Origin of the sequence: Caballeronia sp. LZ043 (genome assembly GCF_031451075.1) — a bacterium.
Lineage (GTDB): Bacteria > Pseudomonadota > Gammaproteobacteria > Burkholderiales > Burkholderiaceae > Caballeronia.
In genome coordinates this window covers 765,741-792,369 of record NZ_JARUXT010000003.1, presented here as the reverse complement: position 1 = coordinate 792,369, position 26,629 = coordinate 765,741, and the positions used below count along the sequence as shown (strand labels likewise).

Here is a 26,629-nt window from a genome sequence, read left to right as displayed (position 1 = left end):
TGACTGTCACGGCTCGGTAATGGCCGCATGGCGCAATGCGCATACCGAAACCCGATGCGCGAGCCAATGGCCTATTACTCGTCTGTCCGCCCGGCAATCGAGCCGCCTGTTGAACTGACGTCGTTCCCTCTTCGCTTCGGCAACGGCGAGTTTCGCGCCGGACCCACCCTGCGTTCCGAATCCACCGACTCACCGCCCTCCGCCTCGGCCGGCGCGTCGTCGGGCCATGTCGATCCGCGTCTCGCATCGTCCCGCCACGAGGACGATAGCGACGACTCCACCGACGCGCCCCAGCGCTATCGCACCATCTGGCTGTCGGACATCCATCTCGGCTCCGGCGGCTGCCAGGCGCCTTATCTGCTCGACTTCCTGCGCCATCACGAGTCCGAGTACCTGTACCTGGTCGGCGACATCATCGACGGCTGGCAGTTGCGCAAGGGCTGGTTCTGGCCGCAGGCGCACAACGATGTCGTGCAGAAGATCCTGCGCAAGGCGCGCAAGGGCACCCAGGTCATCTACATTCCCGGCAATCACGACGAAGCCGCGCGCCAGTTCTGCGACCTCGCGTTCGGCGACATCCACGTGCGCGGCGAAGCGTTCCACACGACGCTCGCCGGCAAGCGCCTGTGGATCGTGCACGGCGATCTCTTCGACGGCGTGATCCAGCATGCAAAGTGGCTCGCCTATCTCGGCGACACCGCCTACACGATGATCCTGCTGCTGAACCGCTGGTTCAATCGCGTGCGCACGAAGTTCGGCTTCAATTACTGGTCGCTGTCGCAATACCTGAAGCACCAGGTGAAGAACGCCGTCAACTTCATCTCCCAGTTCGAGAAGGTGATGACCGACGAAGCGCGTCGCCGCGGCTGCGACGGCGTCGTCTGCGGACACATCCACAAGGCCGAGATCCGCGACATCGACGGCGTTCTCTACTGCAACGACGGCGACTGGGTCGAGAGCCTGTCGGCGCTCGTCGAGACTTACGACGGTGAACTGAAGATCGTCTACTGGACCGTCATGCGCTCGCCTTCGCAGCGCGCCACGCGGGCGCGCGCGACGGTCTGAACTCCGCGCCGAAACCTTCAAGCGACATCAACTCAGGGCCGAACCGATGAAAATCATGATCGTTACCGACGCATGGCAGCCGCAGGTCAACGGCGTCGTGCGCACGCTCACGCAGACGACGAAGGAACTCACCGCGCTCGGACATCGCGTGGAGTTGCTCACGCCGCTCGAATTCCGGACGATTCCCTGCCCCACGTACCCTGAAATCCGCCTCTCGCTGATGCCGGGCCGCCGCGTCGCGGAGCGCATCGACGCGTTCGAGCCGGATGCGCTGCACATCGCAACGGAAGGCCCGCTCGGTCTCGCCGCACGCGCTTATGCGAAGCGTCACAAGCTGCCTTTCACGACGGCCTATCACACGCGATTCCCCGAATACGTGAAGGCGCGCTTCAGCATTCCGCTGGCGCTGACGTATCGCTTCCTGCACTGGTTCCACAAGCCGTCGCAGGCGGTCATGGCGCCCACGCCGGTGGTGCGCAGCGACCTCGAACGCTACGGCTTCACGAACGTCGTGCTGTGGACGCGCGGCGTCGATCTCGAGATCTTCCAGCCGATGGACTCGAAGGTCCTCAACACCGCGCGGCCGATCTTCCTGTATGTAGGACGCGTGGCGGTGGAGAAGAACGTCGAGGCGTTCCTCAAGCTCGACCTGCCCGGTTCGAAGTGGGTGGCGGGCGAAGGTCCGGCGCTCGCCGAGCTGAAGTCGAAATACACCAACGTGAACTACCTCGGCGTGCTGTCGCAGCCGGAACTGGCGAAGGTCTACGCCGCCGCCGACGTCTTCGTGTTCCCGAGCCGCACCGACACCTTCGGCCTCGTGCTGCTCGAAGCGATGGCCTGCGGCACGCCGGTCGCGGCCTATCCGGTGACGGGTCCGATCGACGTGCTCGGCACCGAAGGTCCCGGCGCGCTGAACGACGACCTGCGCGAAGCCTGCTTGCAGGCGCTGAAGATCGAGCGCAGCGATGCACGCGCATGGGCCGAGCGCTTCTCGTGGCGCGCGGCGTCGGAACAGTTCGCCTCGCATCTGCGTCATTTCGGACCGCGCGCGACCTCCGAGCAGGCGGCCGCATGACGCGACGCGCGGCGCCGCGGGAACATGCCGAAGCGAACGCGTCCGTACGCGATCCGTTCGACGACGAAATCGACGACGACCGGGACGACACGTCGAACCCGCTCAACGGCGCGAACGGCGCGAATGGCGCAAGCCCACCGACCCGCGAACCCCTGAGCCCCGACGACCTGCCCTTCAATCCGTACAAGGGCAATCGCGGCGTGACGCGCGCGTGGCACGCGATGAAGAACTCGCTGTACGGTTTCCAGGTCGCGATTCGCGAGGAAAGCGCGTTTCGCCAGGAACTGACGCTCGCCGCGATCCTGCTGCCGTGCAGCCTGTTCGTGCCGGTCGCGCCGGTGGAACGCGCGGCGCTGATCGCTTCGGTGCTGCTCGTGCTGATCGTCGAGCTGCTCAATTCGAGCGTCGAGGCGGCCATCGATCGCATCTCGCTCGAACGTCACGAACTCTCGAAGCGCGCGAAGGATCTCGGCAGCGCGGCCGTGATGGTCGCGCTCGGCACTTGCCTGATCACGTGGGGACTGATTCTCTGGCCGCTTGCATCCGCGTGGTTCGCGCGTATCGTGTAACGGAGGGACTGCCGCGCGGCGCACGTCCGGTGTGGCCGAACGGCCGGTTTATAATCGTCCGACATTCTCAGTAACAGCAACGGAAGCCGCGCGCGAATGCTCATTCCGAGCCGCAGGCCCGCTGCCAAGGTCGGACGACATGGAAGCCAAACCACCCCGCCGCACGCGCGAACGGATACTCGAGCTGTCGCTGAAACTGTTCAACGATATCGGCGAGCCGAACGTCACCACGACGACGATCGCCGAGGAGATGGAAATCAGTCCGGGCAACCTGTACTACCATTTCCGCAACAAAGACGACATCATCAACAGCATCTTCGCGCAGTTCGAGCAGCAGATTCAAAAGCGGCTGCGCTTTCCGGACGACCATCGTCCGACCATCGACGAGATGTGGTCGTATCTGCAATACATGGCGGACTTCCTCTGGACGTACCGTTTCCTGTATCGCGATCTCAACGACCTGCTGGCGCGCAACCGCACGCTTGAAACGCACTTCAAGCAGATCATCACGCACAAGGTGCGCTTCGCGAGCCGTCTGTGCGAAGCGCTGGTCGCCGATCAGGAAATGGTCGCGACGCCCGAGGAAATCCAGGTGATCGCGACCAACATGGGCGTCATCGCCACCTACTGGCTGTCGTACCAGTACGTGATGAACCCGCGCAAGTACAACGACCAGGAAGCGATCCGCGCGGAGCTGCATCAGGCGAGCCAGCACATCATCTCGATCATGGCGCCGTATCTGCGCGGCCGCTCGCGCCAGCTGTTCGACGACCTCGTTTCGGGCAAGCTGCCGAAGCGCGAGTTCGCCGACTTCCGCGCGCCGCGCGACGAAACACCCGCGCCGCTCCCTGCGGCGAAGAACGAAACCAAGGATTCCAGGCAATGAAAGCAGTATGTGTCTATTGCGGCTCCGCGAGCGGCGCCCGCCCCGTCTATGCCGAAGCAGCCAAGGCCTTCGGCCGGGCACTCGTGAAGAACGATCTCGCGCTCGTCTATGGCGGCGGACGCGTCGGCCTGATGGGCCTGATCGCGGATGAAGTGCTCGCCGCCGGCGGCCGTGCGGTCGGCGTGATTCCCGAACTGCTGCTCGCGAAGGAAGTGGGCCACACCGACCTGACGGAACTGCACGTCGTGCCCGACATGCACGAGCGCAAGAAGATGATGGCGGATCTCTCGGACGCGTTCGTCGCAATGCCCGGTGGCGTCGGCACCTTCGAGGAGTTCTTCGAGGTCTATACGTGGGCGCAACTCGGTTATCACCAGAAGCCGGTCGGCCTGCTCGACGTGAACGGCTACTACGATCCGCTGATGGCGATGCTGCGTCATACCGTCGAGGAAGGCTTCATGCGCGCGCCCTATCTCGACATCATCCAGGTCGCGGCCGGGCCGGACGAAATGATCGCGAAGCTCGCGGCCTACACGCCGCCCGTGCACGACAAGTGGGCCCAGAAGCGCGACGCCGTCTGAACGTTCCAACTCAAGGGGAAGCCGTCCGATGTCCAAAGTCATCCTGATTACCGGCGGCAGCCGCGGCATCGGCCGCGCGGCGGCGGTGCTCGCCGGCCGGCGCGGCTGGTCCGTCGGCGTGAACTATGCGTCCAACGCCGCTGCTGCCGAGGAAACCGTCGCGGCGGTCAGCGCGGCGGGCGGCAAGGCGCTCGCGATTGCGGGCGATGTCAGCGACGAAGCCTCCGTCATCGCCATGTTCGACGCCACCGAGCAAGCCTTCGGCCCGCTCGACGGCGTGGTGAACAACGCGGGCATCGTCGCGCCCGGCTCCGCGCTCGCCGACATGGACGTGGCGCGCATGAAGCGCATCTTCGACATCAACGTGCTCGGCGCGTACCTGTGCGCGCGCGAAGCGGCGCGGCGCCTGTCCACCTCGCGCGGCGGCCGCGGCGGCTCGCTGGTGAATGTGTCGTCGGCGGCGGCAAGGCTCGGCGGACCGAACGAGTATGTCGATTACGCAGGCTCCAAAGGCGCCATCGATACCCTGACGCTCGGGCTCGCGAAGGAACTTGGCCGCGAAGGCGTGCGCGTGAACGCGATCCGCCCCGGTCTCATCGACACCGAGATCCACGCGAGCGGCGGCAAGCCGGATCGTGCGCACGTGCTGGGCGTGCAGACGCCGATCGGACGCGCGGGCACGGCGGAGGAAGTGGGTGAATCGATTGTCTGGCTGCTGTCGGACGAGTCGTCGTACGTGACCGGCGCGATTCTCGACGTCACCGGCGGCCGCTAAGCCGCGGCGTTCAGAAGCCGCCGTGCGCGGCGAGCCAGGCTTCTTCCTCGGGCAGCGTCGCGCGTCCGAGAATGCGGTTGCGATGCGGAAAGCGCCCGAAGCGCGCGATCACGTCCGCATGCCGTTGCGCCGCTTCATGAAAGGACGAGATGCCGGTCTCGTCCATCAGCTGCTTGAAGAGGCGCAGCGCTTCGTGCTGGCTCGGCATCGATTCGTCGTGCTCGAAAGGCATGTAGGCGAACGCGCGGTGCCAGGCGCTCGGCAGCCGCATGTCGTCGCCGTTTGCCACCAAAGTCCGCGCCAGTGACAGCGCGCGGGCATCGCCGGCGAACGCGCGCGGCGTGTTGCGAAAGCAGTTGCGCGAGAACTGGTCGAGCAGCACGATCAGCGCGAGCATCGAAAGCGGCGCGCGCTCCCATTCACGCAGGCCTTCTTCATGCGCACTCGCCAGCAGTGCGCCGAAGCGCTCGGTGAGTTGCGCGTCGAACGCGCGCTTTTTTTTCCACCACAGCTTGCGATCGGTGCCGAACTCGGCCGAACCCGGCGCGCCGAACCACATGTCGAGCACCGACTGCGCGCGCGGATCGATTTCGTCCGCCACGTTCAGGCGAGTTCCAGCACGAGTCGCCGCGTGCGCGCGCTCTTCTTCTCCAGCTTCGCGATACGCAATGCGCCGATTTCGTTCGTGTTGCGCACATGCGTGCCGCCGCACGGCTGCAAGTCCACCTCGTCGATGCGCAGCAGCCGCACGCGGCCGAGGCCCATCGGCGGCTTCACGCTCATCGTGCGTACGAGTTCGGGGCGCGCGGACATTTCGTCGTCGGTGATCCATTCGGTGCGCACATCATGCGCGCCGCCGATCAACGCATTCAGCTTCGCTTCGACCGCTTCCCGCTCGATCGGCTCGACGGTCGCGAGATCGAGGCGCGCGTAGTCGGTCGTGATGCTGCAGCCGTCCACCGGATACGGCAGCACCGCGCAGATCAGATGACTCGCCGTATGCAGGCGCATGCGCCGGTAGCGCTGCGCCCAGTCGATTTCCGCCGTCACCGTGTCGCCGACCTTCAGGCCGGCCAGCGCCGCTTCCTGATCGGGCGCCGGGACGTGGACGGCATCGTCCGGCGTGGCGCCTTCGAACTTCGCCTTGCGCGTATCGGCGATGACGATCGTCGTGCCGTCCGCAAGTGTCAGCGTGCCCGCATCGCCCGCCTGACCGCCGCCGAGCGGATAAAACACGGTTTGATCGAGCTGGATGCCCTGCTCGTCGATGGCGGTGATCCTCGCCTCGCAGTGCGTCAGATATGCGTCCTCGCGGAATAGCGCGCGTGTGCCCATGATCGTGCTTCCTTGCTGTATTCGGGGATGAGACGCCTGAGCGCCTGCGAGCGGACATGATGCAGCACACCCTGCGCAATCGAACCGATACAAAAGCCAGCGATTCAACCGGGACGGTTGCGCATCCAGTCGGCCGTGTCGAAGAACGACGTGAGCAGCCGCTCGCGCAAGCCTTCGTCGAGGCCGATGTCTTCCATCGCCCAGGCCATGCAGCGCAGCCATTGATCGCGCTCGCTCGACGCGATGGCAAACGGCAGATGCCGCGCCCGCAGTCGCGGATGGCCGAAACGGCTGACGTAGTGATCCGGTCCGCCCATCCAGCCGCACAGGAACCAGAAGGTCTTGTTGCGCGAATTGTCGAGCGTCGGCGGATGCAGCGCGCGGATGCCCGCGAACTCGGGTTCGAGGTCCATCAGGTCATAGAAGCGGTCGACGAGCGCACGCAGGCGCTCTTCGCCGCCGATCAGCTCGAACGCGGTCGGCTGCTGGACTTCGTCTTCGGGAGAAGGTGACGAGGAGGAATTGACTTCGGTCATTGCTTGGGAACCGGTGAAACGCTAGGCATCGCGCAGCGACTGCAACGCGGGACGCGCGAGCACCCGCCGCAGGCTCAGCCAGCCGCTCAGGCCCGCGCAGGCGACGCCCGCGACCACGCCCGCCGGCACGAGCCACGGATTGAAATCGATGTGAAATTCGAACACGCGCGCGGCCAGCATATAGCCGATGCCCTGCGCGCCGAGCGCCGCCATCAGGCCCGACAACGCGCCCACGGCGACGAACTCCGCAATCTGCACCGCGCGCACTTGGCCGTGCGACGCACCGAGCGCGCGCAGCAGCGCCGACTCGCGCACGCGTTCGTCGCGCGTGCCGGCGAGCGCGGCATACAGCACGAGCACACCCGCCGCGAGCGTGAAGATGAACAGGAACTGCACAGCGCCGATCACCTGCGCGAGCGTGCGATGAATCTGCGCGAGGATCGGCGCGACATCGATGGCCGTGACGTTCGGATAGCGCGCGACCAGCCCGTCGATCATCCGCTGTCCGCTCTCGGGCAGATGAAAGCTCGTGATGAAGGTGGCGGGCAGATCCGCGAGCGCTTCGGGCGGCATCAGCACGAAGAAGTTGACCTTGAACGAATTCCAGTCGACCTTGCGCAAGCTCGTCACCGGCGCTTCCACCGGCAGCCCGGCGACGTCGAAACGCAGCATGTCGCCCTCTTTCACGCGAATCGTCTTCGCGATGCCCTCTTCGATCGACACCTGCGGCTTCGCATCCGTGCCGAACCACGTGCCCTGCGTCACGCGGTTGTCGTCGGGCAGCTGGGTGGTATAGGACAGGTTGAATTCGCGATCGACCAGGCGCTTCGCATCGGCCTTGTCGTAGTTGTCGGGATTCACCGGCTTGCCGTTGATCGACACGAGCCGCGCGCGCACCATCGGCGACAGCACGGCGGCCGGCTGGCCGTGCGTGTGCAGGTAGTCGAGCACGCCGGCGCGCTGGTCCGGCTGGATATCGATGAGGAACTGGTTGGGCGCGTCGGGCGGTGTGGCGTCGCGCCAGCCCTTGATGAGATCGTTGCGCGTCATGCCGATCAGCAACAGGCACATCAGCCCGATGCCGAGCGCGGTGATCTGCAGTGCGCTCGAGCCGCTGCGCCGTTCCAGCGACGCCAGCGCGTAGCGCCAGCCCACGCCCGCCCGGCTGCGCTCGCGCCGCACGAAGCGCGCCGCGGCCCAGAGCGCCGCGCGCGCGATCGCGCCGAACACGAGCAAGCCCGCCGCGAAGCCGCCCGCGACGATGCCGCCGAGCTTCCACTCGCCCGCCGCGACGATCAGCAGCGCCGCGAACAGCAGCACGCCGACGCCGTAGGCCGCATGCGCGACCCGCTGCGCATCGCCGAGTTCGCGGCGGATCACGTGGACCGGCGGCACGCGCGTGATCGGCAGCAGTGGCGGCAGCGCGAAGCCGAGCAGCAGCACGAGCCCCATCGCGATGCCTTGCAGCGCGGGCCATGCGCTGGCCTGCGGCAATTCGACATCGACGAGCGAGCCGAGCCAGTTCAGCAGCACGAGATGCCCGCCGAAACCGAGCACGACGCCCGTCACGCTGCCGATCACGCCGATCGCCAGGAATTCGTTCAGGAACAGCAAACGCAGCGTGCGCTGGCTGACGCCGAGACAGCGCATCGCGGCGCAGCCGTCGAGATGGCGGCGCGCGAAACGATGCGCGGCCATCGCGATGGCGACCGCCGCGAGCAGCGCGGTCAGCAGCGACACGAGCGTGAGGAAGTGGCTCGCGCGGTCAATCGTCTGGCGCACCTGCGGCTGCCCGTCCGACAGCGATTCCAGGCCGACGCCGCGCAGCTTGCCGCCGTCCACCTGGTCGCGCGCGAATTTCGCGAACCGTTCGACCTCGTCGTCCGGCCCCGCCACCAGCAGGCGATACGTGACCCGGCTGCCATAGCCGTTCAGGCCGGTGCCCGCGATTTCGTCGGCACGCATCATCAGGCGCGGCGAGAAGTTCACGAACGAGAAGCCGCGATCCAGCTCACGCGTGATGACGCCCGCCACCGTGAAGGTGCGCGTGCCGACCTTGAGCGTGCCGCCGACCTTCGTATTGAGGGCATCGAGCAGCGCGGGATCGGCCCAGACCGTGCCCGGCGCGGGAATGCCATGCGCGGGGGCGTCGGGCGCATCGACGGCGGGCGCGATGCGCAGCGCCCCGCGCAACGGATAGCCGTCGGTCACGCCCTTGATCGCCGCGAGCCGCGAGGCAGGCTGCGCCGCTGTCGAGCTGATCATGCTGGGGAAAATCGTGGTGCCCGCCGTCTCCAGTCCGAGCGACTGCGCTTCACTGGCAAATTTCGCATCGACGGGATGATCGGCGCGCACGACGAAATCGGCGGCGATCATCTGGCGGCCGTCGCGGGCCAGCCCCTGGCGCATGCGATCGGCGAGAAAGCCGACGCTCGACAGCGCGGCAACCGCCAGCACCAGCGCAAGCAGCAGCATGGTCAGCTCGCCCGCGCGCCAGTCGCGTGCGGTCATGCGCCATGCCTGGCGCATCAGCGGCACGAGGCCGAGCCGCACGGGAGCGTGCGCCGCGCCGGCCTTGGGTGTGACGTGGGAAGAGTTGGAACCGGGTTTCGCTGCGGAGCTCAATCGTGCTTGCTCCGCAACCGGTCGATACGCGCATAGGTGCCGGGCAGCATGTGCTTGGCCATGCGCGACACGCCGCCGTGCACGCCACGCGCGAGCCTCGGCAAGGCCCAGCCCGCGAGCACGAGGAACACCAGCACAAGGATGAGGAACAGCAGCGGCACGAACAGCGCGAGCGTGATGCCCGCGAGCGCGCCGACATCCTCGGTGGTCGAGGCGGCCCAGTTCGACACCGGTTCCGGCGAGAGATTGATGAGCGCGCGGGTGCCCGCCTTGGCGAAATGCGATGCGCCGGCGAGCGTGCCGCCGGCCAGTGCCGCGATGGTCAGCATGGCGGGATCGGCGTGACCGAGCGCGCCGGCCGCAAGCACCGCGCCCGCCGGAATGCGAATGAAGGTGTGGACCGCGTCCCACAGGGAATCGACGGCGGGAATCTTGTCAGCGAGAAATTCGACGACGGTAAGCACCGCCGCGACGCCGATGACCCACGGGGAACTGAGAATGGCGAGGGAATCCGGCAGGTGGACGAGGCCCATGCGCTGGAACATCCCGGCGATGAAGACCGTCAGGTACAGGCGCAGCCCGCTCGCCCATGACAGGCCCGCCGCGAGCGAAAGTGACTCAAGCATTGCCGCCTCCCTTGATGCTGCCTGCCGAGGTTCGCCGCTGGCGGGCGATTGACCGGCTGAAAATTGCGGTCTTTCCGGGGATGATGAAAAAAACGCCGCCTGCCGGATTGAAGCCGTGCGGCCCGATCATGCGATAGCGCAATGGCGCATCGGGCGGCGCACAGAAGACAGGAATCGGACGTAAACCGGTTGACCTCAGACCATTATATCCACGCAAAACCACGCGGTGCAGCAACAACCCAAGCGATCGGCGTTCCCGGTGCGCCGGCGCACGGCCGCGCCGGCCGTATTTTCAATGCCCTGACGAGAGCTTGAGGCCGATCAGCCCCGCGACGATTAGCACGGCGCTCAGCACGCGCGCCGCCGTGAGCGCCTCGCCCATGAACACGATGCCGAACACGAAAGCGCCGACGGCGCCGATGCCCGTCCAGACCGCGTAGGCCGTGCCGAGGGGAAGTTGCCGCATGGCCATGGCGAGCAGCACGAAGCTGCCGGTGGCGGTGACGAGGGTGAAGACGGACGGCCACAGCCGGGTGAAGCCTTCGGAGGTCTTGAGGCCGGCGGCCCAGGCGACTTCGAGCAGGCCGGCGATGAACAGCAGAATCCAGGACATGGGGTGACTCCCTTGAAAGCGGGGCCGTCCCCGGTGGAAACGATGCGCAGGCGGTCGTCCGCCCGGCCTTGAAACGAAGCCCGGATTTTACCAAAGTGGTGCATGGCTCGCCGGCGACCGCGCCAGATCGCCCGTCCGGTTGACGCCGCGCCCGACCTCCGTCATCAAAAACGTGTATTAATCACGGAAGCCAGGAACAACCTGCCGGCGCCCGCGCGCGGCGTCGGGTCGCGCCACCCGTCTCAGGAATGCCTCAAAAGGAGCGTTCATGCATGTCGATTCGGTCCTGCTGTCCCGTTTCCAGTTCGCCTGGGTCGTCGCGTTCCACATTCTGCTGCCGGCGTTCACGGTTGGCCTGTCCTGCTTCATCGCCACGCTCGAATTCAACTGGTGGGTGACGAAGCGCGACGTCTACCGCCGCCTGTCGGCATTCTGGCTCAAGATCTTCGCCGTGTCGTTCGGGATGGGCGTCGTGTCGGGCCTCGTCATGCCGTTCCAGTTCGGCACCAACTGGAGCCGTTTCTCCGATGCCACCGCCAATGTGGTCGGCCCGCTGATGGGCTACGAGGTGCTGACGGCGTTCTTCCTCGAATCGGCGTTTCTCGGCGTCCTGCTGTTCGGCCGCAAGCTGGTGCCGCAATGGGCGCACGTCATGTCGGCGGTGTTCGTCGCGGCGGGCACGGTGATTTCGTCGTTCTGGATTCTCGCCGTGAACAGCTGGATGCAGACGCCGCAAGGCCATCGCATCACGCCTGACGGCCGTTTCGAGGTGGTCAGCTTCTTCGACGTCATCTTCTCGCCCTCGTTTCCGTACCGGCTGAGCCATACCGTGAGCGCGTTCCTCGTGACGACCGGCTTCGTGATTCTCGGCGTCGGCGCGATGTACCTGCGGCAGCGGCGCGCGCTCGAGGAAAGCCGCGTGATGGTGAAGATGTCGCTGATCTTCCTGATCATCATGGTGCCGATCCAGATGGTGCTCGGCGACTCGCACGGCCTCAACACGCTGAAGCACCAGCCCGCCAAGCTCGCCGCGATGGAAGGCCTGTGGGAATCCGGCACGCGCATCCCGGCCAATATCTTCTCGATCCCCGATCAGGATGAGGAGCGCAATCACTTCGAGATCTCGATTCCGGTCCTGGGCAGTCTCTATCTGACGCACGATCCAAACGGCTACGTGCGCGGCCTGAAGGATTTCCCGCGCGAGGACCGGCCGCCCGTCGCGGTGGTGTTCTTCGCGTTTCACATCATGGTGGGCATCGCGCTGCTGATGTTCGCGCTCGTGCTGTGGGGCATCGTGCTGTTCGCGCGCGGCAGGGTGGAGACGAGCACGCGCTGGCTGCGCTGCGCAACCTGGTCGATGCCGGCGGGTTTCATCGCGGTGATCGCCGGCTGGACCACCACCGAAGCGGGCCGCCAGCCGTGGACCGTGTACGGCCTGCTGCGCACCAAAGATTCGGTGACGCCGTCCCTGACCGCCGCCGATGTCGGCCTGTCGTGGCTGCTTTACGTGCTGGCGTATCTGGTGATCTTCGGCGCGGGCTTCTTCCTGCTGCGCCGGCTGGTGCGGGTCGGACCGGCGGAAGTGGCGCATGCGCACGAGAAGGACGAGCTCGACACGAAGACGCGCGCCGCACGGCCGCTCTCGGCGGTGTCGGCGGGTGGGAGCAGCGCGACGCGTCCGGTGCGTGAGGACGATATCGTCCCGCCGGGCCGCGGCCGCTCCTGAAGCGCCGCCGGACGCATCATCAAGAACCGAACCGGAGAACCCGATGCTCGATCTCGTGCCCCTGTGGGCCGCCATTCTCGCGCTGGCGGTATTCATGTACGTGCTGCTCGACGGCTTCGATCTGGGCGTCGGCATCATGTTCCTGCTGCGCCGCGACGGCGAGTCGCGCAACCTGATGATCAACTCCGTCGCGCCGGTCTGGGACTTCAACGAAACCTGGCTGATCCTCGGCGGCGGTGGACTCTTCGCGGTGTTTCCGCTGGCTTTCGCGATCATCGTGCCGGCCGTCTATTTCCCCATTCTGTTCATGCTGCTGGGCCTGATCTTCCGCGGCGTCGCGTTCGAGTTCCGCGAGGTGATCGGCGCGCGCAAGCGGCTGTGGGATGGCGCGTTCGGCGTCGGTTCGCTGGTCGCCACGTTCTCGCAGGGCATCGTGCTCGGCATGTTCATCCAGGGCTTTCCGATCGAAGGCCGGGTCTACGCCGGCACCAGCTGGAACTGGATCGCGCCGTTTCCGCTCCTGACCGGCGTCGGCATGATCTTCGGCTATGCGCTGCAAGGCACGACCTGGCTCGTGCTCAAGACCGAGGGGAAATTGCAGGAGTGGGGACGGCGCATGGCGCGCTATGCGCTGATCGGCGTGATTGCGTTCATCCTGCTCATCAGCCTGTGGACGCCGCTCAAGGATGCGCGCATCGCGGCGCGCTGGTTCGATTTTCCCTACAGCTTCGTGTTCGCGCCGGTGCCGGTGCTGACCGTGCTGCTCGCGTGGACGCTGTGGACGAGTCTCGCGAGGGGCCGCGAAGTCACGCCGTTCCTGTGTTCGATGGGGCTGTTCTTTCTCGCCTTCACCGGCCTCGTGATCAGCCTGTGGCCATTCATCGCGCCGCCGTCGGTGACCTTGTGGGATGCCTCGACGGCGCCGCTCTCGCAGCAGTTCCTGCTGATCGGCACGATGTTCCTGCTGCCGGTACTGATCATCTACGTGGTCTGGTCCTACTGGGTGTTTCGCGGCAAGGTGCGTGGCGACATGGGCTACCACGCCGAATGATCAGAGCTTCTGCTGGGTCGCCAGCGTAAGCAGCCGCGCCCACTGGTGCGCCTGCGCGCGATCGCGCATCGGCAAGGTCCACTCGCCGTGCTGCGCGTCGCGCACGTCGAGCGCGACCTGCCAGGCGCCGCCGCCCGCCGGCTCCAGCATGCGCGCGCCGCGCAGGTCCGCGAAGATGTAGCTGCCGCGCGCCTCGCCCACGCGCACGTCGCACAGGCGCTTGCCCGCCGCCAGCCGCACGCCGCCCCACTCGGCCTTGAGTTCGTGGGTCCAGTCGCCGTGCTCGCCGCGGCTCAGGTTCGGCGCAATCTCCCGACGGCTCGCGCGCCAGCGCATCAGCCCCGCCGCGATGAGCGCCAGCACGACCACCGCCGCGCCGATGGCCGCACCGAGGCCGAAGTGGGCGTGAATGGCATCGAATGACCAGATCGCGCCGTAGATCAGCAGGCCGACAACGATCAGTCCGACGACGATAGGCATGGCGGCTCCGGTGCGTTCAGATCAGAAAACCGCAGTGCTTCACTGCGCCTTGTGCTTCGCGTTCCAGTCGCGCAGCGCCTGCAGCGTGTTGCTGACGTGCTGGTCCGGCGACAGGCTCGTGTACTCGTAGATGACCTTGCCGTCCGGCGCGATCACGTACGAGACGCGATTGGCCATCGTGCTCTTCATGGGCATCGAGGCGTCGTACGAGCGGATGATCTTCGAATCGGCGTCGGCGGCCACGGGAAACTTGCTGCGGCATTCGCTGACGGAGAACTGCTTGAGCGTGTCGATGTTGTCGTGCGACACGCCGATGACCGTCGCGCCTTCTGCCTTGTATTGATCGACCGCTTCGGCGAACTCGTGCGCCTCGATCGTGCAGCCCTTGGTGAACGCGGCCGGATAGAAGTACAGCACCACCGGGCCTTTCTTCAGCGCGTCAGCGAGCGAGTAGTTGTACACGTTGCCGCCGAGCGAGGCCTGCGCGGTGAAGTTGGGCGCGGCATCGCCGGGCTTGAGCGTCGCGGACGCGGTGAGCGGCTGGAGCGCGGCCGCGCAGGCGATGGCCGCCGCCCACATGCGGGCGCTGCGCGCCGTCCGGTTGAGAGACTTGCTGTTCATGCGCGCTCCTTGCGGTGAATGTCGATGAAATGGGTGCGCCGCGCGCGCCCGTCACGCGTCGCCGGTGTCCTCGTCCAGACGATGCTCGGCGAACCAGGCCGCCGCCTCCACTTGCAGCTTCGCCAGCATGGCAGGCGTGAGCGCGTTGAGGCCGGGTTGCGCCAGGCGGCTCGCGTCGATGGCGGGCGCATCGCCCCGCTCCGCCGCCCGCGCGACGCCGAGCAGCGTGCCGAGCGGACCCACGCCCGCGAGGATCGCGGTGCGGATCTCGGCCGCCAGATGGAGCTTATCGAGAATCTCCGCCGGCTGCATGTCGAGCACGACGTGCACCAGCGAAAAGATGCCGGTCATGTAGGCGGCGTCGGCGAGCGCTTCGTCGCCGGGGCGCACCACGCCGGCCGCGAGTTCCAGGAAGCGCGCGCGGGTGCCCACGAGTTGCAGCAGCGGGTCCGAACGCCACGGCAGCCCGCTGCCGTCCGCATAAAGCAGCAACTGCGCCCAGCGCATCAGTTGGCGGGTGCCGACCGCCGCGATCGCCTCGCGCAGCGACGACACGCGCCGCCCGCGCGTCTGCGCGCTCGAATTGGCGAGGCGCATCAGCTGCACGACGATATCCGGGTTGCGCTTGAGTTCGGTTTCGAGTTCGCGCATGCCGGGTTCGCCGGCGAGCACGGTCATCAGCCGGAGCAGCGCGCCGCGCGCCGGGCTGGCGCGCCGCGCCGACAGCACCTGTGGCCGCGCGAAGAAATACCCCTGGAACAGATCGAAGCCGAGCTTCCTGGCCTGCGAGAAGTCCTCGTGTGTCTCGACCTTCTCGGCCACCAGCTGCTTGCCCTGCAGTTTCACCGCCGCCGCCAGTTCCGGCAGATGCGCGCGATCGGCGGCGAGGAAATCGACCTTTACGATGTCGACCGAGGGCAACGCCTCGAGCAGTTGCTCGTCCAGCCGCACGACGTCGTCGAGCGCAAAGCGGAAGCCCGCCTTGCGCAGCTGCGCGCAGCGCTTGAACAGCACGTCGTCGAAGGTGATGTTTTCGAGCAGCTCCAGCACGAAGCGCTGCGGCTGCATGATGTGCACGATGTCGTCGAACAGCAGTTCGCGGCTCATGTTCACATAGCCCGGATACGGCCCGAGCACCGCCGGCACGCCGATTTCCCCCACCGTACGGGCGACCACGTGGGCGGTGGCCTGCACGTCGTCGTGGACGCGCGCGCGGTTGTCGGGACTGTCGCGGAACAGCAGTTCGTAGGCGACCAGCGCGCCGTCGCCATCGAGAATGGGCTGGCGGCCCACGTAGACGCTCTGTCCTCGCCGGCCCAGTATCGAGCGCCTCAGGAACGAATCAGGCATGTCGGGAACCGCGCTTGAGCGTGCCGGAGCGCGAACCTTGCCGCAGGCGTGTCTGATGGATGTGTGAAGGCCGGTCTGACGATCCGGGCTCGAGCCCGAACCGGCAGCGAAAGGAAGTCGATCATGAGGCGAACGGAAGCTGGGAATTCACAACGCGGCGATGGCTGGCCGTGGGCGGAGTAACCGTTTGCTGCTGAAACCGCGCCACTGTAACCGATAACGCGGACATACATAATATGAAACTTGATATCGACAATCGCTGGACAACTCTTTAGGGCCAGCATGATGTGTGGCATTTGGATGACTTGTTAAAGAAACAGCCACCTGGGCCGATAACTCGCCTGATAAAGCGTGCCGCGCCCGTTCCGGCACACCCCCGGCGGCAGACGCGAGCCCTGCGTGAGCGCGCCGTCCTTGCCGGACACGCGCGCCGCCGCCCGAACCCCATTGAAATCATGCAAGCGAACCGGATCACCGCCTCCCGCCGCGCACCGTGGCGCATCGCGCTCGATGCGCTGTCACGCGCCTGGGGAAGTGCCGCGCGCGAGCGCCAGGAACACGCCGCGCCGGCCGAAGCGCCGCTGGCCCCCGCGGCCATGAACGCCGACGCACGTGCCGCCGTACCCGCCACCGCAGAAGTGCCCCACGCCACGCCCGTTTCACCGGCGCCCGAAGCCATGCTCGGCGCCGTCGATTTCCTCGCCCAGCTCGACGACGCGTTGCGCTTCCAATATGTGTCGGACGCGAGCATCGAGTTCATCGGTTATCACCGCGACTACCTGAGCATGCTGACCCTGCACGATCTCGTCGCCTCCGAGGAGGCCGACGAACTGCATGCGCTCGTCGCCCGGGCGCGCGCGAGCGGCCGGCTCGAGTCGGCGGTGCTGACGGTGGTCAAGTCGCTGACCTATCCGATCTGCGTCGAGCTGCGGCTCATCTCGACGGCCGGGCGCGGCACGCCGGGCTTCGCGCTGGCCGCCTTCGACGTGTCCCACTGGCGCGAACGCGAGGCCGAGCTCAACCATCGGCTGCATCACGACCCGCTGACCGGACTCGAGAACCTGACCGCGCTGAAGACCGCGATCGGCGCGGCGCAGGCCGAAGCCGAGGCGATGCGCACGCACGCGGGTCTGGTGCTGCTGGACATCGACGACTATCAGCGCATCAACCGCGCCCTCGGCTACGACGCCGGCGACGAACTCCTGCGCGAAACGGCGCGCCGCGTCCAGCACACGGCGAGCCACGGCGAGCGCGTCGCGCGCGTGGCCGGCGACGAATTCGCCGTGCTGCTGCCGCCCGGCACCACGCCCGAACTCGCCGAAGCGCTCGGGCGCCGTCTTCTTACCGCGATCGCGCAGCCGTACCGGCATCGCGGGCAGCATACGCACTTGTCGGCGAGCGTGGGCGTCGCGCTGTATCCGGACCAGACGGGCAAGAACGCGCGCAGCAACGTGCAGACGAGCCTGCTGCGCATGGCCGATCACGCGCTCGCGCAAGCCAAGGAAGCGGGCGGCAACGCGCTCGTGTTCCACACGCTCGACGACAACCCCGCCGACGCCGAGCGCCTTAAGCTGGAAGCCGACCTGTACGAAGCCGTGCGCAACGGCGAGTTCTCGCTCTACTTCCAGCCGATCACGAAGATCCTGACCGGCGCGGTGGTGGGCGTGGAGGCGCTGATGCGCTGGAATCATCCGGTGCACGGACTGGTGCCGCCCTCGACCTTCATTCCGCTCGCGGAATCGATCGGCCTGATCAACTATCTGGGCAACTGGGTCCTGAAGGCCGCCTGCATGCAGATCGTGCAGTGGGACGCGATCGGCATCCGGCTCGACTATGTCTCGGTGAACGTGTCGCCGCAGCAGTTCCGCGACAAACGCTTCACGGCGGCCGTGCAGGAGGCGCTGGCGCTCACCGGCATCGACGCCCGGCGGCTCGTGTTCGAAATCACCGAGAGCCTGCTGATGCACGATCCGGAAGAAGCGACGGGCCTGCTGGAGGCGCTGACCGCGGTCGGTATCCGCTTCGCCGTCGACGACTTCGGCACCGGCTATTCGAGCCTCGCCTATTTGCAGCGTTTTCCGCTTTCCAAGCTCAAGATCGACCGCAGCTTTGTCGAGAACATTGTTACCTCGCGCAACAACCGTGCGATCGTCGGCGCCGTGGTCGGGCTCGCGCAATCGCTCGGGCTCGAACTGGTCGCCGAAGGGGTCGAGACGGAAGCGCAGCGCGATCTGCTGGCCGAGCTCGGATGCGATCACATCCAGGGCTGGCTGATCAGCCATGCGCTGCCGTCGGACGAACTGGCCCGCTCTTTCCAGTCGAACTCGCTGGTGTTGTACGAGGCATGAAGCGCGCCCCTTTGTTCGCGTTCCGATTGAGGAACGCGCCGTAACCCCCTAATAACGTGTAAATTTCGTTATCGGGTGCTGGGATTGTAGGTGCTGGACCGCCTCGGGATAGCCGTCGCGTAACGCAGGGTTCTTATTTTTAGCAATGGCACGCACCAAGGCCGAACTATTGGACAAGTTGTGGTCGCGCATGAGCGAGCGCGGGGATTTCCCCATGCTCTCGCAGGCGCTGCGCTCGACCGTGTCCGCCATGAGCGATGACGACCTCGACTTCACGTCCCTCGTGCAAGTCGTGCTGTCGGACGTCGGCCTCACGCAGAAGGTGCTGCGCCTCGCCAATTCCGCGATGTACGTCGCGTTCGGCGGCAACATCACCACCGTCACGCGCGCGCTGATGGTCCTCGGCATGGACGCCGTCGGTCATCTCGTGGTGGGACTGAAGATCGTCGACCACTTCCATCAGAGCGCGCCGCGCCGTATCGACGCCAAGCTGGAACTCAACCGCACCCTGCTGTCCGGCGCGGTCGCGCGCCAGCTCACCGAACACAAGGATTTGCGCTCCGCCGAGGAAGCCGTGGTCTGCACGCTGATGCGGCAGATCGGCAAGCTGCTCGTCGCGTTCTACCTGGAACACGAGTGGGATCAGCTGCGCCGCAAGGCCGCGTCGGAAAACATCCCGGACAGCGCGGCGTGCGCGGCGCTGCTGGGCGTGACCTTCGATGAAATCGGCCTCGAGGCCGCCGACCGCTGGCGCCTGCCGGAGACCATCCGCGAAGGCATGCGCGCCACCGACCCGAACGCGCCCGTCGATGAAACCGTGCCGAAGCACGTGCGCTGGCTGCGCGCCATCTCGAACTATTCCACTGAAGTCGCCGACGCCCTCACCGCGCAGAACGTGGCGTCGGAAGGGCGCGAGTCGGTGGTCTTCGACATCTCCAGCCGCTACGCCGGCGCGCTCAACACCGACGCCGAACTCCTCACCTCGATGAGCCTCGCGCTCGCCAGCGAGGAAGCCAGCGACGGCGTGATCCGCGAGATCTCCGAACTGCAGGCCAACGCCGACGCCATGGCGCGCGCGAAGATTTCGGCGGAGGCGCGCATCGGCGCGAGCATCGAGGATTTACGCGCGCTGCCGACCCGGAATGCGCTGGGGCCGGCGCTCGCGCTGGTCTCCGAATCGATCATGGCGAGCCTGCATCTGTCGCGCACCGTGGTCTTCGTGCGCCAGGCCAACAACGAATTCCATGCGCGGCTCGGGCTCGGCAGCGGCGTCGAGCCGATGTTGCCGGCACTGCGCTTCTCCGCCGACTTCCGGCCCGACGTATTCCATCTCGCCATCAGCAATCCGGTGGGCATCTTCATCGAGAACGCGCACGACGCCCGCATCGACGCGCGCCTGCCGCGCTGGTACAAGGACACGCTCGGCGAAGCGCAGGCGTTCGTGCTGCTGCCGGTGAAGTCGAACGATTCCACCATCGCGCTCATCTATGGCGACTGGACGCATCCGCAGCACGTGCGCAAGATCTCGCCGCCTGAAATGAGCGCGCTGAACGGCCTCACGAAGGAACTGAGCCGCTTCTTCCTCGGCGCCAACTGGAAGGAAGTCGAGCTGATCTGAAGCGGCTTCTCTCTCCGGACGCGCGTTATTCCCTTTTCAGGATCGCCACGGCCTGCTCGCCGTATCGCACGACATAGCCGCCGTGGGCGCGCTGCCAGTCGAGCGCTTCCGCCTCGTTCGCAAACCAGTTCTTCTCGAAGTCGTTGAACGCGCCGGCGTCGAGCCGGTAGCGGTCGATGACCGCATCCGGCTGCGTGTCGATCGCGGCCTTGCACGCGTCCCAGCTCGCGTAGCCCAGTTCGGCGGCGATCAACGCAAGCAGGTGTTTCAGTTGCAGGTCCGCGCGCCGCGCGTGGAGCTGAGCGAGGCCGCCGGCCGGCAGGATGCGCGCCGCGAGCAGGCGGCGCAGCACCGGCATGGACGCGCTCGTGTCGCCGTCGCGGGCGAGGCGCAGCAGGCGTCGCGCGTGTTCGCGCAAGTAGTTGCCATGGGATGCGGGGGCAGCGATGGGACAGGATGTAGACCACATGACGTTGTTCCTTTATGGCGCCGTTCTCGCTGCGGCTGAAAAGGTTCGACGTTGCGGTTCGATCCAGGGTGACGGTACGTCGTGGTCAGGTGCGTAGGACTTTCGCGAGAACGGGCGCCCTGCCGCGCCCGTCCGCGATTCTATCGTGCTTTGTTCCACCGGCCGCGTCAGGCCAGCTGGAATTTGCCGACCAGCGCCTTGAGCGCGCGCGCCTGGTCGTCGAGCGATTGCGCGGCGGCCGCCGCCTGCTCCACCAGCGCCGCGTTCTGCTGGGTGCCGGCGTCCATCTTCGAGACCGCGTCGCCGATCGACTCGATGCCCGTCTTCTGCTCGGCCGACGCCGCCGAAATCTCGCCCATGATGTCGGTGACGCGGCGCACCGCGCGCACGACCTCTTCCATTGTCGTGCCGGCTTGCTGCGCGTAAGTGGAGCCGTCGGACACGCGCGACACCGACGTGTCGATCAAGCCCTTGATCTCCTTCGCCGCCGACGACGAACGCTGCGCCAGGCTGCGCACCTCGCCCGCGACGACCGCAAAGCCGCGTCCCTGTTCGCCCGCGCGCGCCGCCTCGACGGCTGCGTTCAGCGCGAGGATGTTGGTCTGGAACGCGATGCCCTCGATCACGCCGATGATGTCGCCGATGCTCTTCGCGCTCGCATCGATCCGCTGCATCGTCTCGACGACGCGGTTCACCACCGCGCCGCCCTTCTCCGCGATCTCCGACGCGCTCTGCGCCAGCGTGCTCGCCTGCATGGCGTTGTCGGCGTTCTGACGCACGGTCGAGGTGAGCTGCTCCATGCTGGTCGCGGTCTTTTCCAGCGCGACCGCCTGTTCTTCCGTGCGGCGCGACAGGTCGACGTTGCCGGTCGAGATCTCACTCGATGCCGAAGCGATCGCCTCCGCGCTGGCTGCGATGTCGCCGACGGTCGCCGAGAGGCCGGCCCGCATGTCGGCGAGCGCGTGCAGCATGCTGTCGTCGTCGCGGCGCCGGAGCCTGATTTCGTGGGCCAGGTCGCCCGCCGCGATGCGCCGCGCGATGTCCTTCGCGTAAGCAGGTTCGCCGCCGAGCTGTCCGGCGAGCCGCCGCACGACCCATTCGGAGACGCAGATCGCGAGCGCGCACAGCGCGAGCGTCAGCACGGACACCATCACGAACGACGAATGGAAGATGAACGCGGCGGCATCGATGGTGGCGCGCGCGGCGGCGCCCCGACGCGCGACGAGTTCGTCGACGCGCTTTTCGAGCTTGCCGGTCTCGACCAGCAGCGACACGTCCTGCGTGCCGACCTGCCAGTTCATCTGCGACAGATCGAGCGGCTGTTCCTTCACGAGCTTGACGAAGGTGCGCAGGTTGTTGCTCCAGGTGCCGACGGCGCCGGCGAAAGCCTTCTGCTGCGCGAGTGCGTCGTGGTCGCCGTGATCGACATACTGCGCCAGTTGCGCCTGTTCCCGGCCGATGCCCGCAAGCGCCTGCTCGATTTCCGCGCCGAGGTCGTCGCGCTCTTTCGCGGTGCTGGCAGTGAGCAGCATCTTCTGCGAGCGGCTCGCGCGCAGCAGATAGCCACGCGTTTCCTCGGCGGCGCGGCTCGCGACATAGCCCTGCGTGTAGATCGATTCGGTCGAGCCGTTGAGGCGGCTGATCTGGGTCAGCGCCAGTGCGCCGATGACGAGCGTGCCCGCGAGGACCACGCCGAACGCCAGCCTGAGCGACGCCTTGACGGACAATCCGCGTGGCTGGGCCGTGGCCGTGGAGGATGCGCGCTGGGCGCCCGCCGGAAAGCCCGCGGTCCGTGCGCCGCGTAGCGAAAACAGTTTCATCGATTGAATCCCCGCTGATGGTCTGCGGACGGTGCCGTCGTGTGGCGCGTCCGGTTCTGGTCCCGCCGGTAGTACGGCAGTTGGCCGGCTTTCTTGAGCCGAGCTTCTGCGGATAGCGAACAGGCGTTCGCTGCCGCTTCATACGGTTATAGCGTGCCAAAAATGCTTTTTGTCAGCAGAATGATCGATTGCGGTGCATCAAGCTGTCTGATTCGCGACAAAGCTTGGCAGGACAACGCGTCGGGGACAGCCTACACTTGTCAGAAATTCAGTCAGCGCATAAATGGCCGACTTGAAACAACAAAAACAGAGACGATTCCGCTTACCTCAGCCATTCACCATGCAAACCAGCATCGACAAGGGCGCGTTGTCGCCCGCCGGCGCGACGGCCGGCACTTCCGATACCCAGACGGCCAAGCCCGTGGCCGCCGCGCAGCGCACCGTCTATTCGGTACTCGGCGCAATCAGCTTCTCGCATCTGCTGAACGACATGATCCAGTCGCTGATCCTGGCCATCTACCCGATGTTCAAGAGCGAGTTCGCGCTCTCGTTCGGGCAGATCGGCCTCATCACGCTGACCTACCAGATCACCGCGTCGCTGCTGCAGCCGCTCGTCGGGCTTTATACCGACAAGCATCCCAAGCCTTACTCGCTGCCGGTGGGCATGGGCTTCACGCTGGCGGGGCTGCTGCTGATGTCAGTGGCGGGAAGCTTCGGCATGCTGCTGGTGGCGGCGGCGCTGGTCGGCTGCGGCTCGTCAGTGTTCCATCCGGAATCGTCGCGGGTGGCGCGCATGGCCTCGGGCGGCAAGCACGGCCTCGCGCAGTCGCTGTTCCAGGTGGGCGGCAATGCGGGTTCGTCGCTCGGACCGCTGCTTGCCGCGCTCATCATCATTCCGCACGGCCAGCGCAGCATTGCGTGGTTCTCGGCGGCGGCGCTGGTCGCGATGTTCGTGCTGGCCAACATCGGCCGCTGGTACAAGCGTCATCCCGCCACGAAGAAAGGCCGCGCGCAGGTGCAGCACGCCACGCTGCCGCGCAAGACCGTCATCATGGCAATGAGCGTGCTCGTGCTGCTCGTGTTCTCGAAGTACTTCTACCTCGCGAGCATCAACAGCTACTTCACCTTCTATCTGATCAACAAGTTCGGGCTGTCGGTGCAGTCGGCGCAGATCCATCTGTTCGTGTTCCTCGCGGCGGTCGCGGCGGGCACGGTGGTTGGCGGGCCGATCGGCGACAAGGTCGGACGCAAGGCGGTGATCTGGGTGTCGATTCTCGGCGTCGCACCGTTCACGCTGCTGATGCCCTATGCGAACCTGTTCTGGACCAGCGTGCTGTCGGTGATCATCGGGCTGGTGCTGGCGTCGGCGTTCTCGGCCATCCTGGTGTATGCGACCGAGCTGATTCCCGGCAAGGTCGGCATGGTCGCGGGCCTGTTCTTCGGCTTTGCGTTCGGCATGGGCGGCGTGGGCGCCGCCGTGCTCGGCCAGCTGGCCGATGCGACGAGCATCGAGTTCGTCTACAAGGTCTGCGCGTTCCTGCCGCTGATCGGCGTGCTGACGGTGCTGCTCCCGAAGACGCATGACGAGCATGCGAAGGCTTGATTGACGCGGTTGATGCGTGCTGATGACGGCGGGCGCTTGCGCCCGCCGTTTGCATTGGCGCCTCAGGAGCCCAGCGCCTCCCGCACCTGCGCCAGCGCGCCCGGATCTTCGATGGTCGGCAGTTCGCCCGGATCACGCCCTTCCGCCAGCGCCGCAATCGCGCGGCGCAGCAGCTTGCCCGAGCGCGTCTTCGGCAGCATCGTCACGAAGTGCACACGCGCCGGACGCGCGATCGCGCCCAGTTGCCTATCCACCGCGCGGCACAACTCGGCTTCCATCCCGTCGCGCGCGCCCGGCGCCTCGATGCACGCCGTGTCGCGCAGCACGACAAAAGCCGCCGCCGCCTGTCCCTTGACCGCATCGGCGATGCCGACCACCGCCACCTCCGCGACCGCCGCGTGCGCCGACAGCGCTTCCTCGATCTCCCGCGTTCCCAGCCGATGGCCCGCGACATTGATCACGTCGTCAGTGCGTCCGAGGATCGACACATAGCCGTCTTCGTCCTGCACGCCCCAGTCGAAGGTCGAGTAGACGAGCTGGTTCGGCACGCTGTTCCAGTAGGTATCGACGAAACGCTGGTCGTCGCCCCACACGGTCTGCATGCAGCCCGGCGGCAGCGGATAGTCCAGCGTGACCACGCCCTTTTCGCCCGGCGCGCATTCGTCGCCGGTTGCCTCGTTGCGCAGCTTGAGCCCGAAACCCAGCGACGGCACGCCCGGCGAACCGAGCTTCGACGGCAAGGCCTCGATGCCGCGCGGGATCGCGATCATCGGCCAGCCGGTTTCGGTCTGCCAGTAGTTGTCGATGACGGGCTTGTGCAGCGCGTCCTGGATCCAGTGCGCGGTGGGTTCGTCGAGCGGCTCGCCGGCGAGGAACAGCGTGCGCAGGCTCGACAGGTCGTAACGCTCCATCAGCGCCGGGTCCTGCTTCTTGAGCACGCGGATCGCGGTGGGCGCGGTGAACATCAGATTGATGCCGTACTGCTGCACGAGCCGCCACCAGATGCCGCCGTCGGGACGGATGGGCGTGCCTTCGTACATGACGGTCGTACAGCCGGCGATCAGCGGCGCATAGATGATGTAGCTGTGTCCCACCACCCAGCCGATGTCGGAGGCGGTGAACATCGTGTCGCCGGGCTGGCCTTCGAAGATGTGCTCCATCGACGCGGCGAGCGCCACCGCATAGCCGCCGACGTCACGCTGCACGCCTTTTGGCCGGCCGGTCGTGCCGGAGGTGTAGAGCACGTACGACGGCTCGTTGGATTCGAGCCATTCGCACGGCACGTGGGCGTCGAAGTAACGCTCGCGCAGTGGTTCGTAGGCGACGAGATAGCTCGCTTGCAGACGCTCCGGCGCCAGTTGCCGGTCGATCAGCAGCACCTGCGGCACCTTGAACTGCGCGCGCGAGAGCGCCTCGTCGACGAGCGGCGTGTAGTCGATCACCCGGCCGCCGCGCGCGCCGGCATCCGCCGTGACGATGAGCGCGGGCTCGGCATCGTCGATGCGCGCGGCCAGGTTCGGCGCCGCGAAGCCGCCGAACACGACCGAATGAATCGCGCCGAGACGCGCGCAGGCGAGCATCGCGAAAAGCGCTTCGGGGATCATCGGCAGATAGATCAGCACGCGATCGCCCTTCTTCACGTGCAGGGAACGCATGACGGCCGCCATGCGATTCACTTCGGCATGCAACTCGGCGTAGGTATAGCGGCGCTCGATGCCCGTTTCCGTCGATACGTACACCAGCGCGTCCTGCTCCGCGCGCGAGGCCAGATGGCGGTCGACGGCGTTATGACAGAGATTGGTCCGGCCGCCGACGAACCAGCGCGCGAACGGCGGACGGCTCCGGTCGAGCACCTGCTCGAACGGCGTCTGCCAGTGGATGCGGCGGGCCTGTTCGGCCCAGAAGTCTTCAGGTTGCTCGATCGACCGGCGATACGCTTCTCGGTAACTCGGCATGCGCGTCGTCCTCTGCAAGGCGGCTTTTTGGCTCCTCAGGATAGAGCAGCCGTAAAACCCCTGCTAGACAGGGCGCGCCCTGATCGGTTCCGGGCGCGGCGCGCTTCAGAGCGCCTTGCTGCGCGCGCGCGTCGCGGGGAACGGCGCCGCCGCGGGCGCGGAATGCTTGAGCAGCACGGGCGCGAGTTCGCCCGCCACCCGCAGGCTCGACACGACGACCGTGCGCACGCCGCAGCCTTCGGTCAGCGCGCGCTGCTTTTCGCGGGTCGTCGCGCGCGCCTCGATGCGCGGCTCCACGACGATCAGCCCACGGCAGAACGTGGCAAGCACCGCGCGATGGGTGCGCATCCACGCGGCGCGCAGGCGCGCGTCGTCGGCGGACTCGCGCTCGTCGTGCTCGACGGCCAGCACGAACGGCGTCGCGAGCGCCAGCAGGCGGCTCATCTGCGCGCTCCACGCGAACGCATACCCGGTCCGCACAGCGCGCGGCCGCAGCCGCACGAACGGAAAACGGCTGGTGTCGAAGAAACGCTCGTCGAGCACGAGCGACGGAATTTCGACGGATCTCGTCACGGAATCGGCGGCATTCACAGCGGTTTCGGACTCCAGTAGTTCAATGCGGCGATCAGGCTCGGCCAGCGCGAAAGCCGCGGCACCACGCGCCGTTTCGATTGCGCGGCGCGTTTCGGGCGGCGCTCGGAATGGGCTTGCGCCGGGTTTGCGGCGGCTTCGCTCCACGCGCGGCGCGTCGTGTCGAGCACGCGCTCGGCATTCACCGATACGGCGCATGCATCACTGCGTGTTTCCCGCTCGTCCGTCGCGCAGGCGGGGCTGGCCGCGCCCGCCGCACCGATGGCGGTGAAATCGTTGGTCATGGTCTCGAGACCTCCCGTTTTGTTGCC

General features: G+C 66.7%; 26 protein-coding genes. 11 read left to right on the top strand and 15 right to left on the bottom strand.

The features are described 5' to 3' along the window. The first annotated feature begins 54 nt into the window (after positions 1-54). The 6 genes from QCE64_RS23735 to QCE64_RS23710 all read left to right on the top strand — a co-directional run bounded on the left by QCE64_RS23735 (position 55) and on the right by QCE64_RS23710 (position 4,951). A complete protein-coding gene (locus QCE64_RS23735) occupies positions 55-1,065 on the top strand; it encodes a UDP-2,3-diacylglucosamine diphosphatase (protein WP_310006537.1) in 1,011 nt (336 codons plus the stop codon). Positions 1,066-1,111: 46 nt separating this feature from the next. After that, positions 1,112-2,140, top strand: a complete 1,029-nt coding sequence (locus QCE64_RS23730; RefSeq protein ID WP_310006535.1) for a glycosyltransferase family 1 protein — start codon at positions 1,112-1,114, stop codon at positions 2,138-2,140. After that, positions 2,137-2,709 (top strand): diacylglycerol kinase, encoded by a 573-nt coding sequence (locus tag QCE64_RS23725; protein WP_309917141.1) that lies wholly within the window; start codon positions 2,137-2,139, stop codon positions 2,707-2,709. The genes QCE64_RS23730 and QCE64_RS23725 overlap by 4 nt, the downstream gene beginning before the upstream one ends. A 139-nt stretch (positions 2,710-2,848) precedes the next feature. Continuing rightward, on the top strand, positions 2,849-3,595 hold the full coding sequence (locus QCE64_RS23720) for a TetR/AcrR family transcriptional regulator (RefSeq protein ID WP_309808901.1): 747 nt from the start codon (positions 2,849-2,851) through the stop codon (positions 3,593-3,595). Then, positions 3,592-4,176 (top strand): TIGR00730 family Rossman fold protein, encoded by a 585-nt coding sequence (locus QCE64_RS23715; protein WP_309808903.1) that lies wholly within the window; start codon positions 3,592-3,594, stop codon positions 4,174-4,176. The genes QCE64_RS23720 and QCE64_RS23715 overlap by 4 nt, the downstream gene beginning before the upstream one ends. 28 nt (positions 4,177-4,204) lie before the next feature. After that, positions 4,205-4,951 (top strand): SDR family oxidoreductase, encoded by a 747-nt coding sequence (locus QCE64_RS23710; RefSeq protein ID WP_309930380.1) that lies wholly within the window; start codon positions 4,205-4,207, stop codon positions 4,949-4,951. Positions 4,952-4,961: 10 nt separating this feature from the next. On the opposite strand, the gene QCE64_RS23705 is transcribed toward QCE64_RS23710, so the two are convergent. The 7 genes from QCE64_RS23705 to sugE form a co-directional block, all read right to left on the bottom strand. After that, positions 4,962-5,510 carry a DUF924 family protein gene (locus QCE64_RS23705; protein ID WP_309919768.1) on the bottom strand — a complete coding sequence of 183 codons (549 nt, stop codon included), beginning with the start codon at positions 5,508-5,510 and terminating at the stop codon, positions 4,962-4,964. A gap of 44 nt (positions 5,511-5,554) precedes the next feature. Beyond that, entirely contained in the window at positions 5,555-6,286 is a 732-nt protein-coding gene (locus QCE64_RS23700; RefSeq protein ID WP_309930381.1) for an alanyl-tRNA editing protein, read from the bottom strand. A 104-nt stretch (positions 6,287-6,390) separates the two neighbouring features. Then, complete coding sequence (locus QCE64_RS23695; protein ID WP_309930383.1) at positions 6,391-6,822, bottom strand: group II truncated hemoglobin; 432 nt, start codon at positions 6,820-6,822, stop codon at positions 6,391-6,393. Positions 6,823-6,843: 21 nt separating this feature from the next. After that, positions 6,844-9,333 (bottom strand): FtsX-like permease family protein, encoded by a 2,490-nt coding sequence (locus QCE64_RS23690; RefSeq protein WP_310007343.1) that lies wholly within the window; start codon positions 9,331-9,333, stop codon positions 6,844-6,846. A 110-nt stretch (positions 9,334-9,443) separates the two neighbouring features. Further along, positions 9,444-10,073, bottom strand: coding sequence for a DUF4126 domain-containing protein (locus QCE64_RS23685; protein WP_309917151.1), 630 nt, complete (start codon positions 10,071-10,073; stop codon positions 9,444-9,446). Further along, positions 10,066-10,311: a hypothetical protein gene (locus tag QCE64_RS23680; protein WP_310006533.1), complete on the bottom strand. Its 246-nt coding sequence runs from the start codon at positions 10,309-10,311 to the stop codon at positions 10,066-10,068. The genes QCE64_RS23685 and QCE64_RS23680 overlap by 8 nt, the downstream gene beginning before the upstream one ends. A 54-nt stretch (positions 10,312-10,365) precedes the next feature. Continuing rightward, complete coding sequence (gene sugE / locus QCE64_RS23675) at positions 10,366-10,686, bottom strand: quaternary ammonium compound efflux SMR transporter SugE (protein ID WP_309808913.1); 321 nt, start codon at positions 10,684-10,686, stop codon at positions 10,366-10,368. A 268-nt stretch (positions 10,687-10,954) separates the two neighbouring features. Here sugE and QCE64_RS23670 point away from each other — a divergent pair, with 268 nt between their 5' ends. Beyond that, positions 10,955-12,412 carry a cytochrome ubiquinol oxidase subunit I gene (locus tag QCE64_RS23670; protein ID WP_310006531.1) on the top strand — a complete coding sequence of 486 codons (1,458 nt, stop codon included), beginning with the start codon at positions 10,955-10,957 and terminating at the stop codon, positions 12,410-12,412. Positions 12,413-12,455: 43 nt separating this feature from the next. Beyond that, positions 12,456-13,463 carry a cytochrome d ubiquinol oxidase subunit II gene (gene cydB / locus QCE64_RS23665; RefSeq protein WP_310006529.1) on the top strand — a complete coding sequence of 336 codons (1,008 nt, stop codon included), beginning with the start codon at positions 12,456-12,458 and terminating at the stop codon, positions 13,461-13,463. On the opposite strand, the gene QCE64_RS23660 is transcribed toward cydB, so the two are convergent. The 3 genes from QCE64_RS23660 to QCE64_RS23650 form a co-directional block, all read right to left on the bottom strand. Continuing rightward, positions 13,464-13,943 (bottom strand): hypothetical protein, encoded by a 480-nt coding sequence (locus QCE64_RS23660; RefSeq protein WP_309917163.1) that lies wholly within the window; start codon positions 13,941-13,943, stop codon positions 13,464-13,466. 39 nt (positions 13,944-13,982) lie between these two features. Then, entirely contained in the window at positions 13,983-14,522 is a 540-nt protein-coding gene (locus QCE64_RS23655) for a peroxiredoxin (protein WP_310007341.1), read from the bottom strand. Positions 14,523-14,615: 93 nt separating this feature from the next. After that, positions 14,616-15,914 (bottom strand): EAL domain-containing protein, encoded by a 1,299-nt coding sequence (locus QCE64_RS23650; RefSeq protein WP_309917167.1) that lies wholly within the window; start codon positions 15,912-15,914, stop codon positions 14,616-14,618. Positions 15,915-16,369: 455 nt separating this feature from the next. Here QCE64_RS23650 and QCE64_RS23645 point away from each other — a divergent pair, with 455 nt between their 5' ends. Both QCE64_RS23645 and QCE64_RS23640 read left to right on the top strand, forming a co-directional pair. After that, positions 16,370-18,262 carry an EAL domain-containing protein gene (locus QCE64_RS23645; protein ID WP_310006527.1) on the top strand — a complete coding sequence of 631 codons (1,893 nt, stop codon included), beginning with the start codon at positions 16,370-16,372 and terminating at the stop codon, positions 18,260-18,262. Positions 18,263-18,407: 145 nt separating this feature from the next. Then, a complete protein-coding gene (locus QCE64_RS23640) occupies positions 18,408-19,880 on the top strand; it encodes an HDOD domain-containing protein (RefSeq protein WP_309808928.1) in 1,473 nt (490 codons plus the stop codon). Between the two features lie 25 nt (positions 19,881-19,905). Here QCE64_RS23640 and QCE64_RS23635 read toward each other — a convergent pair whose 3' ends face one another. Together QCE64_RS23635 and QCE64_RS23630 are read right to left on the bottom strand one after the other, a co-directional pair. Further along, entirely contained in the window at positions 19,906-20,349 is a 444-nt protein-coding gene (locus tag QCE64_RS23635; RefSeq protein ID WP_310006525.1) for a hypothetical protein, read from the bottom strand. Between the two features lie 167 nt (positions 20,350-20,516). Then, a complete protein-coding gene (locus QCE64_RS23630) occupies positions 20,517-22,169 on the bottom strand; it encodes a methyl-accepting chemotaxis protein (RefSeq protein ID WP_309917173.1) in 1,653 nt (550 codons plus the stop codon). 340 nt (positions 22,170-22,509) lie between these two features. On the opposite strand from QCE64_RS23630, the gene QCE64_RS23625 reads away from it, so the two are divergent. Then, positions 22,510-23,772 (top strand): MFS transporter, encoded by a 1,263-nt coding sequence (locus QCE64_RS23625; protein WP_309917176.1) that lies wholly within the window; start codon positions 22,510-22,512, stop codon positions 23,770-23,772. A 62-nt stretch (positions 23,773-23,834) separates the two neighbouring features. Here the strand turns inward: QCE64_RS23625 and QCE64_RS23620 are convergent, their stop codons facing one another. The 3 genes from QCE64_RS23620 to QCE64_RS23610 form a co-directional block, all read right to left on the bottom strand. Beyond that, positions 23,835-25,745 (bottom strand): propionate--CoA ligase, encoded by a 1,911-nt coding sequence (locus QCE64_RS23620; RefSeq protein WP_310006523.1) that lies wholly within the window; start codon positions 25,743-25,745, stop codon positions 23,835-23,837. An 87-nt stretch (positions 25,746-25,832) separates the two neighbouring features. After that, a complete protein-coding gene (locus tag QCE64_RS23615; protein WP_309917183.1) occupies positions 25,833-26,300 on the bottom strand; it encodes a hypothetical protein in 468 nt (155 codons plus the stop codon). A 14-nt stretch (positions 26,301-26,314) separates the two neighbouring features. Further along, positions 26,315-26,602, bottom strand: a complete 288-nt coding sequence (locus QCE64_RS23610) for a hypothetical protein (protein ID WP_309917187.1) — start codon at positions 26,600-26,602, stop codon at positions 26,315-26,317. Positions 26,603-26,629 lie beyond the last annotated feature (27 nt).

What these genes read in the sequence shown, in the direction of transcription:
- QCE64_RS23690 (WP_310007343.1), bottom strand. Translation starts at nt 9,333, where the DNA reads ATGACCGCACGCGACTGGCGCGCGGGCGAGCTGACCATGCTGCTGCTT.
- QCE64_RS23645 (WP_310006527.1), top strand. Translation starts at nt 16,370, where the DNA reads ATGCAAGCGAACCGGATCACCGCCTCCCGCCGCGCACCGTGGCGCATC.
- QCE64_RS23660 (WP_309917163.1), bottom strand. Translation starts at nt 13,943, where the DNA reads ATGCCTATCGTCGTCGGACTGATCGTTGTCGGCCTGCTGATCTACGGC.
- QCE64_RS23635 (WP_310006525.1), bottom strand. Translation starts at nt 20,349, where the DNA reads ATGTGGTCTACATCCTGTCCCATCGCTGCCCCCGCATCCCATGGCAAC.
- QCE64_RS23710 (WP_309930380.1), top strand. Translation starts at nt 4,205, where the DNA reads ATGTCCAAAGTCATCCTGATTACCGGCGGCAGCCGCGGCATCGGCCGC.
- QCE64_RS23610 (WP_309917187.1), bottom strand. Translation starts at nt 26,602, where the DNA reads ATGACCAACGATTTCACCGCCATCGGTGCGGCGGGCGCGGCCAGCCCC.
- QCE64_RS23685 (WP_309917151.1), bottom strand. Translation starts at nt 10,073, where the DNA reads ATGCTTGAGTCACTTTCGCTCGCGGCGGGCCTGTCATGGGCGAGCGGG.
- sugE (WP_309808913.1), bottom strand. Translation starts at nt 10,686, where the DNA reads ATGTCCTGGATTCTGCTGTTCATCGCCGGCCTGCTCGAAGTCGCCTGG.
- QCE64_RS23705 (WP_309919768.1), bottom strand. Translation starts at nt 5,510, where the DNA reads ATGTGGTTCGGCGCGCCGGGTTCGGCCGAGTTCGGCACCGATCGCAAG.
- cydB (WP_310006529.1), top strand. Translation starts at nt 12,456, where the DNA reads ATGCTCGATCTCGTGCCCCTGTGGGCCGCCATTCTCGCGCTGGCGGTA.
- QCE64_RS23650 (WP_309917167.1), bottom strand. Translation starts at nt 15,914, where the DNA reads ATGCCTGATTCGTTCCTGAGGCGCTCGATACTGGGCCGGCGAGGACAG.
- QCE64_RS23640 (WP_309808928.1), top strand. Translation starts at nt 18,408, where the DNA reads ATGGCACGCACCAAGGCCGAACTATTGGACAAGTTGTGGTCGCGCATG.
- QCE64_RS23735 (WP_310006537.1), top strand. Translation starts at nt 55, where the DNA reads ATGCGCGAGCCAATGGCCTATTACTCGTCTGTCCGCCCGGCAATCGAG.
- QCE64_RS23630 (WP_309917173.1), bottom strand. Translation starts at nt 22,169, where the DNA reads ATGAAACTGTTTTCGCTACGCGGCGCACGGACCGCGGGCTTTCCGGCG.
- QCE64_RS23625 (WP_309917176.1), top strand. Translation starts at nt 22,510, where the DNA reads ATGCAAACCAGCATCGACAAGGGCGCGTTGTCGCCCGCCGGCGCGACG.
- QCE64_RS23670 (WP_310006531.1), top strand. Translation starts at nt 10,955, where the DNA reads ATGCATGTCGATTCGGTCCTGCTGTCCCGTTTCCAGTTCGCCTGGGTC.
- QCE64_RS23655 (WP_310007341.1), bottom strand. Translation starts at nt 14,522, where the DNA reads ATGTGGGCGGCGGCCATCGCCTGCGCGGCCGCGCTCCAGCCGCTCACC.
- QCE64_RS23730 (WP_310006535.1), top strand. Translation starts at nt 1,112, where the DNA reads ATGAAAATCATGATCGTTACCGACGCATGGCAGCCGCAGGTCAACGGC.
- QCE64_RS23720 (WP_309808901.1), top strand. Translation starts at nt 2,849, where the DNA reads ATGGAAGCCAAACCACCCCGCCGCACGCGCGAACGGATACTCGAGCTG.
- QCE64_RS23695 (WP_309930383.1), bottom strand. Translation starts at nt 6,822, where the DNA reads ATGACCGAAGTCAATTCCTCCTCGTCACCTTCTCCCGAAGACGAAGTC.
- QCE64_RS23725 (WP_309917141.1), top strand. Translation starts at nt 2,137, where the DNA reads ATGACGCGACGCGCGGCGCCGCGGGAACATGCCGAAGCGAACGCGTCC.
- QCE64_RS23700 (WP_309930381.1), bottom strand. Translation starts at nt 6,286, where the DNA reads ATGGGCACACGCGCGCTATTCCGCGAGGACGCATATCTGACGCACTGC.
- QCE64_RS23715 (WP_309808903.1), top strand. Translation starts at nt 3,592, where the DNA reads ATGAAAGCAGTATGTGTCTATTGCGGCTCCGCGAGCGGCGCCCGCCCC.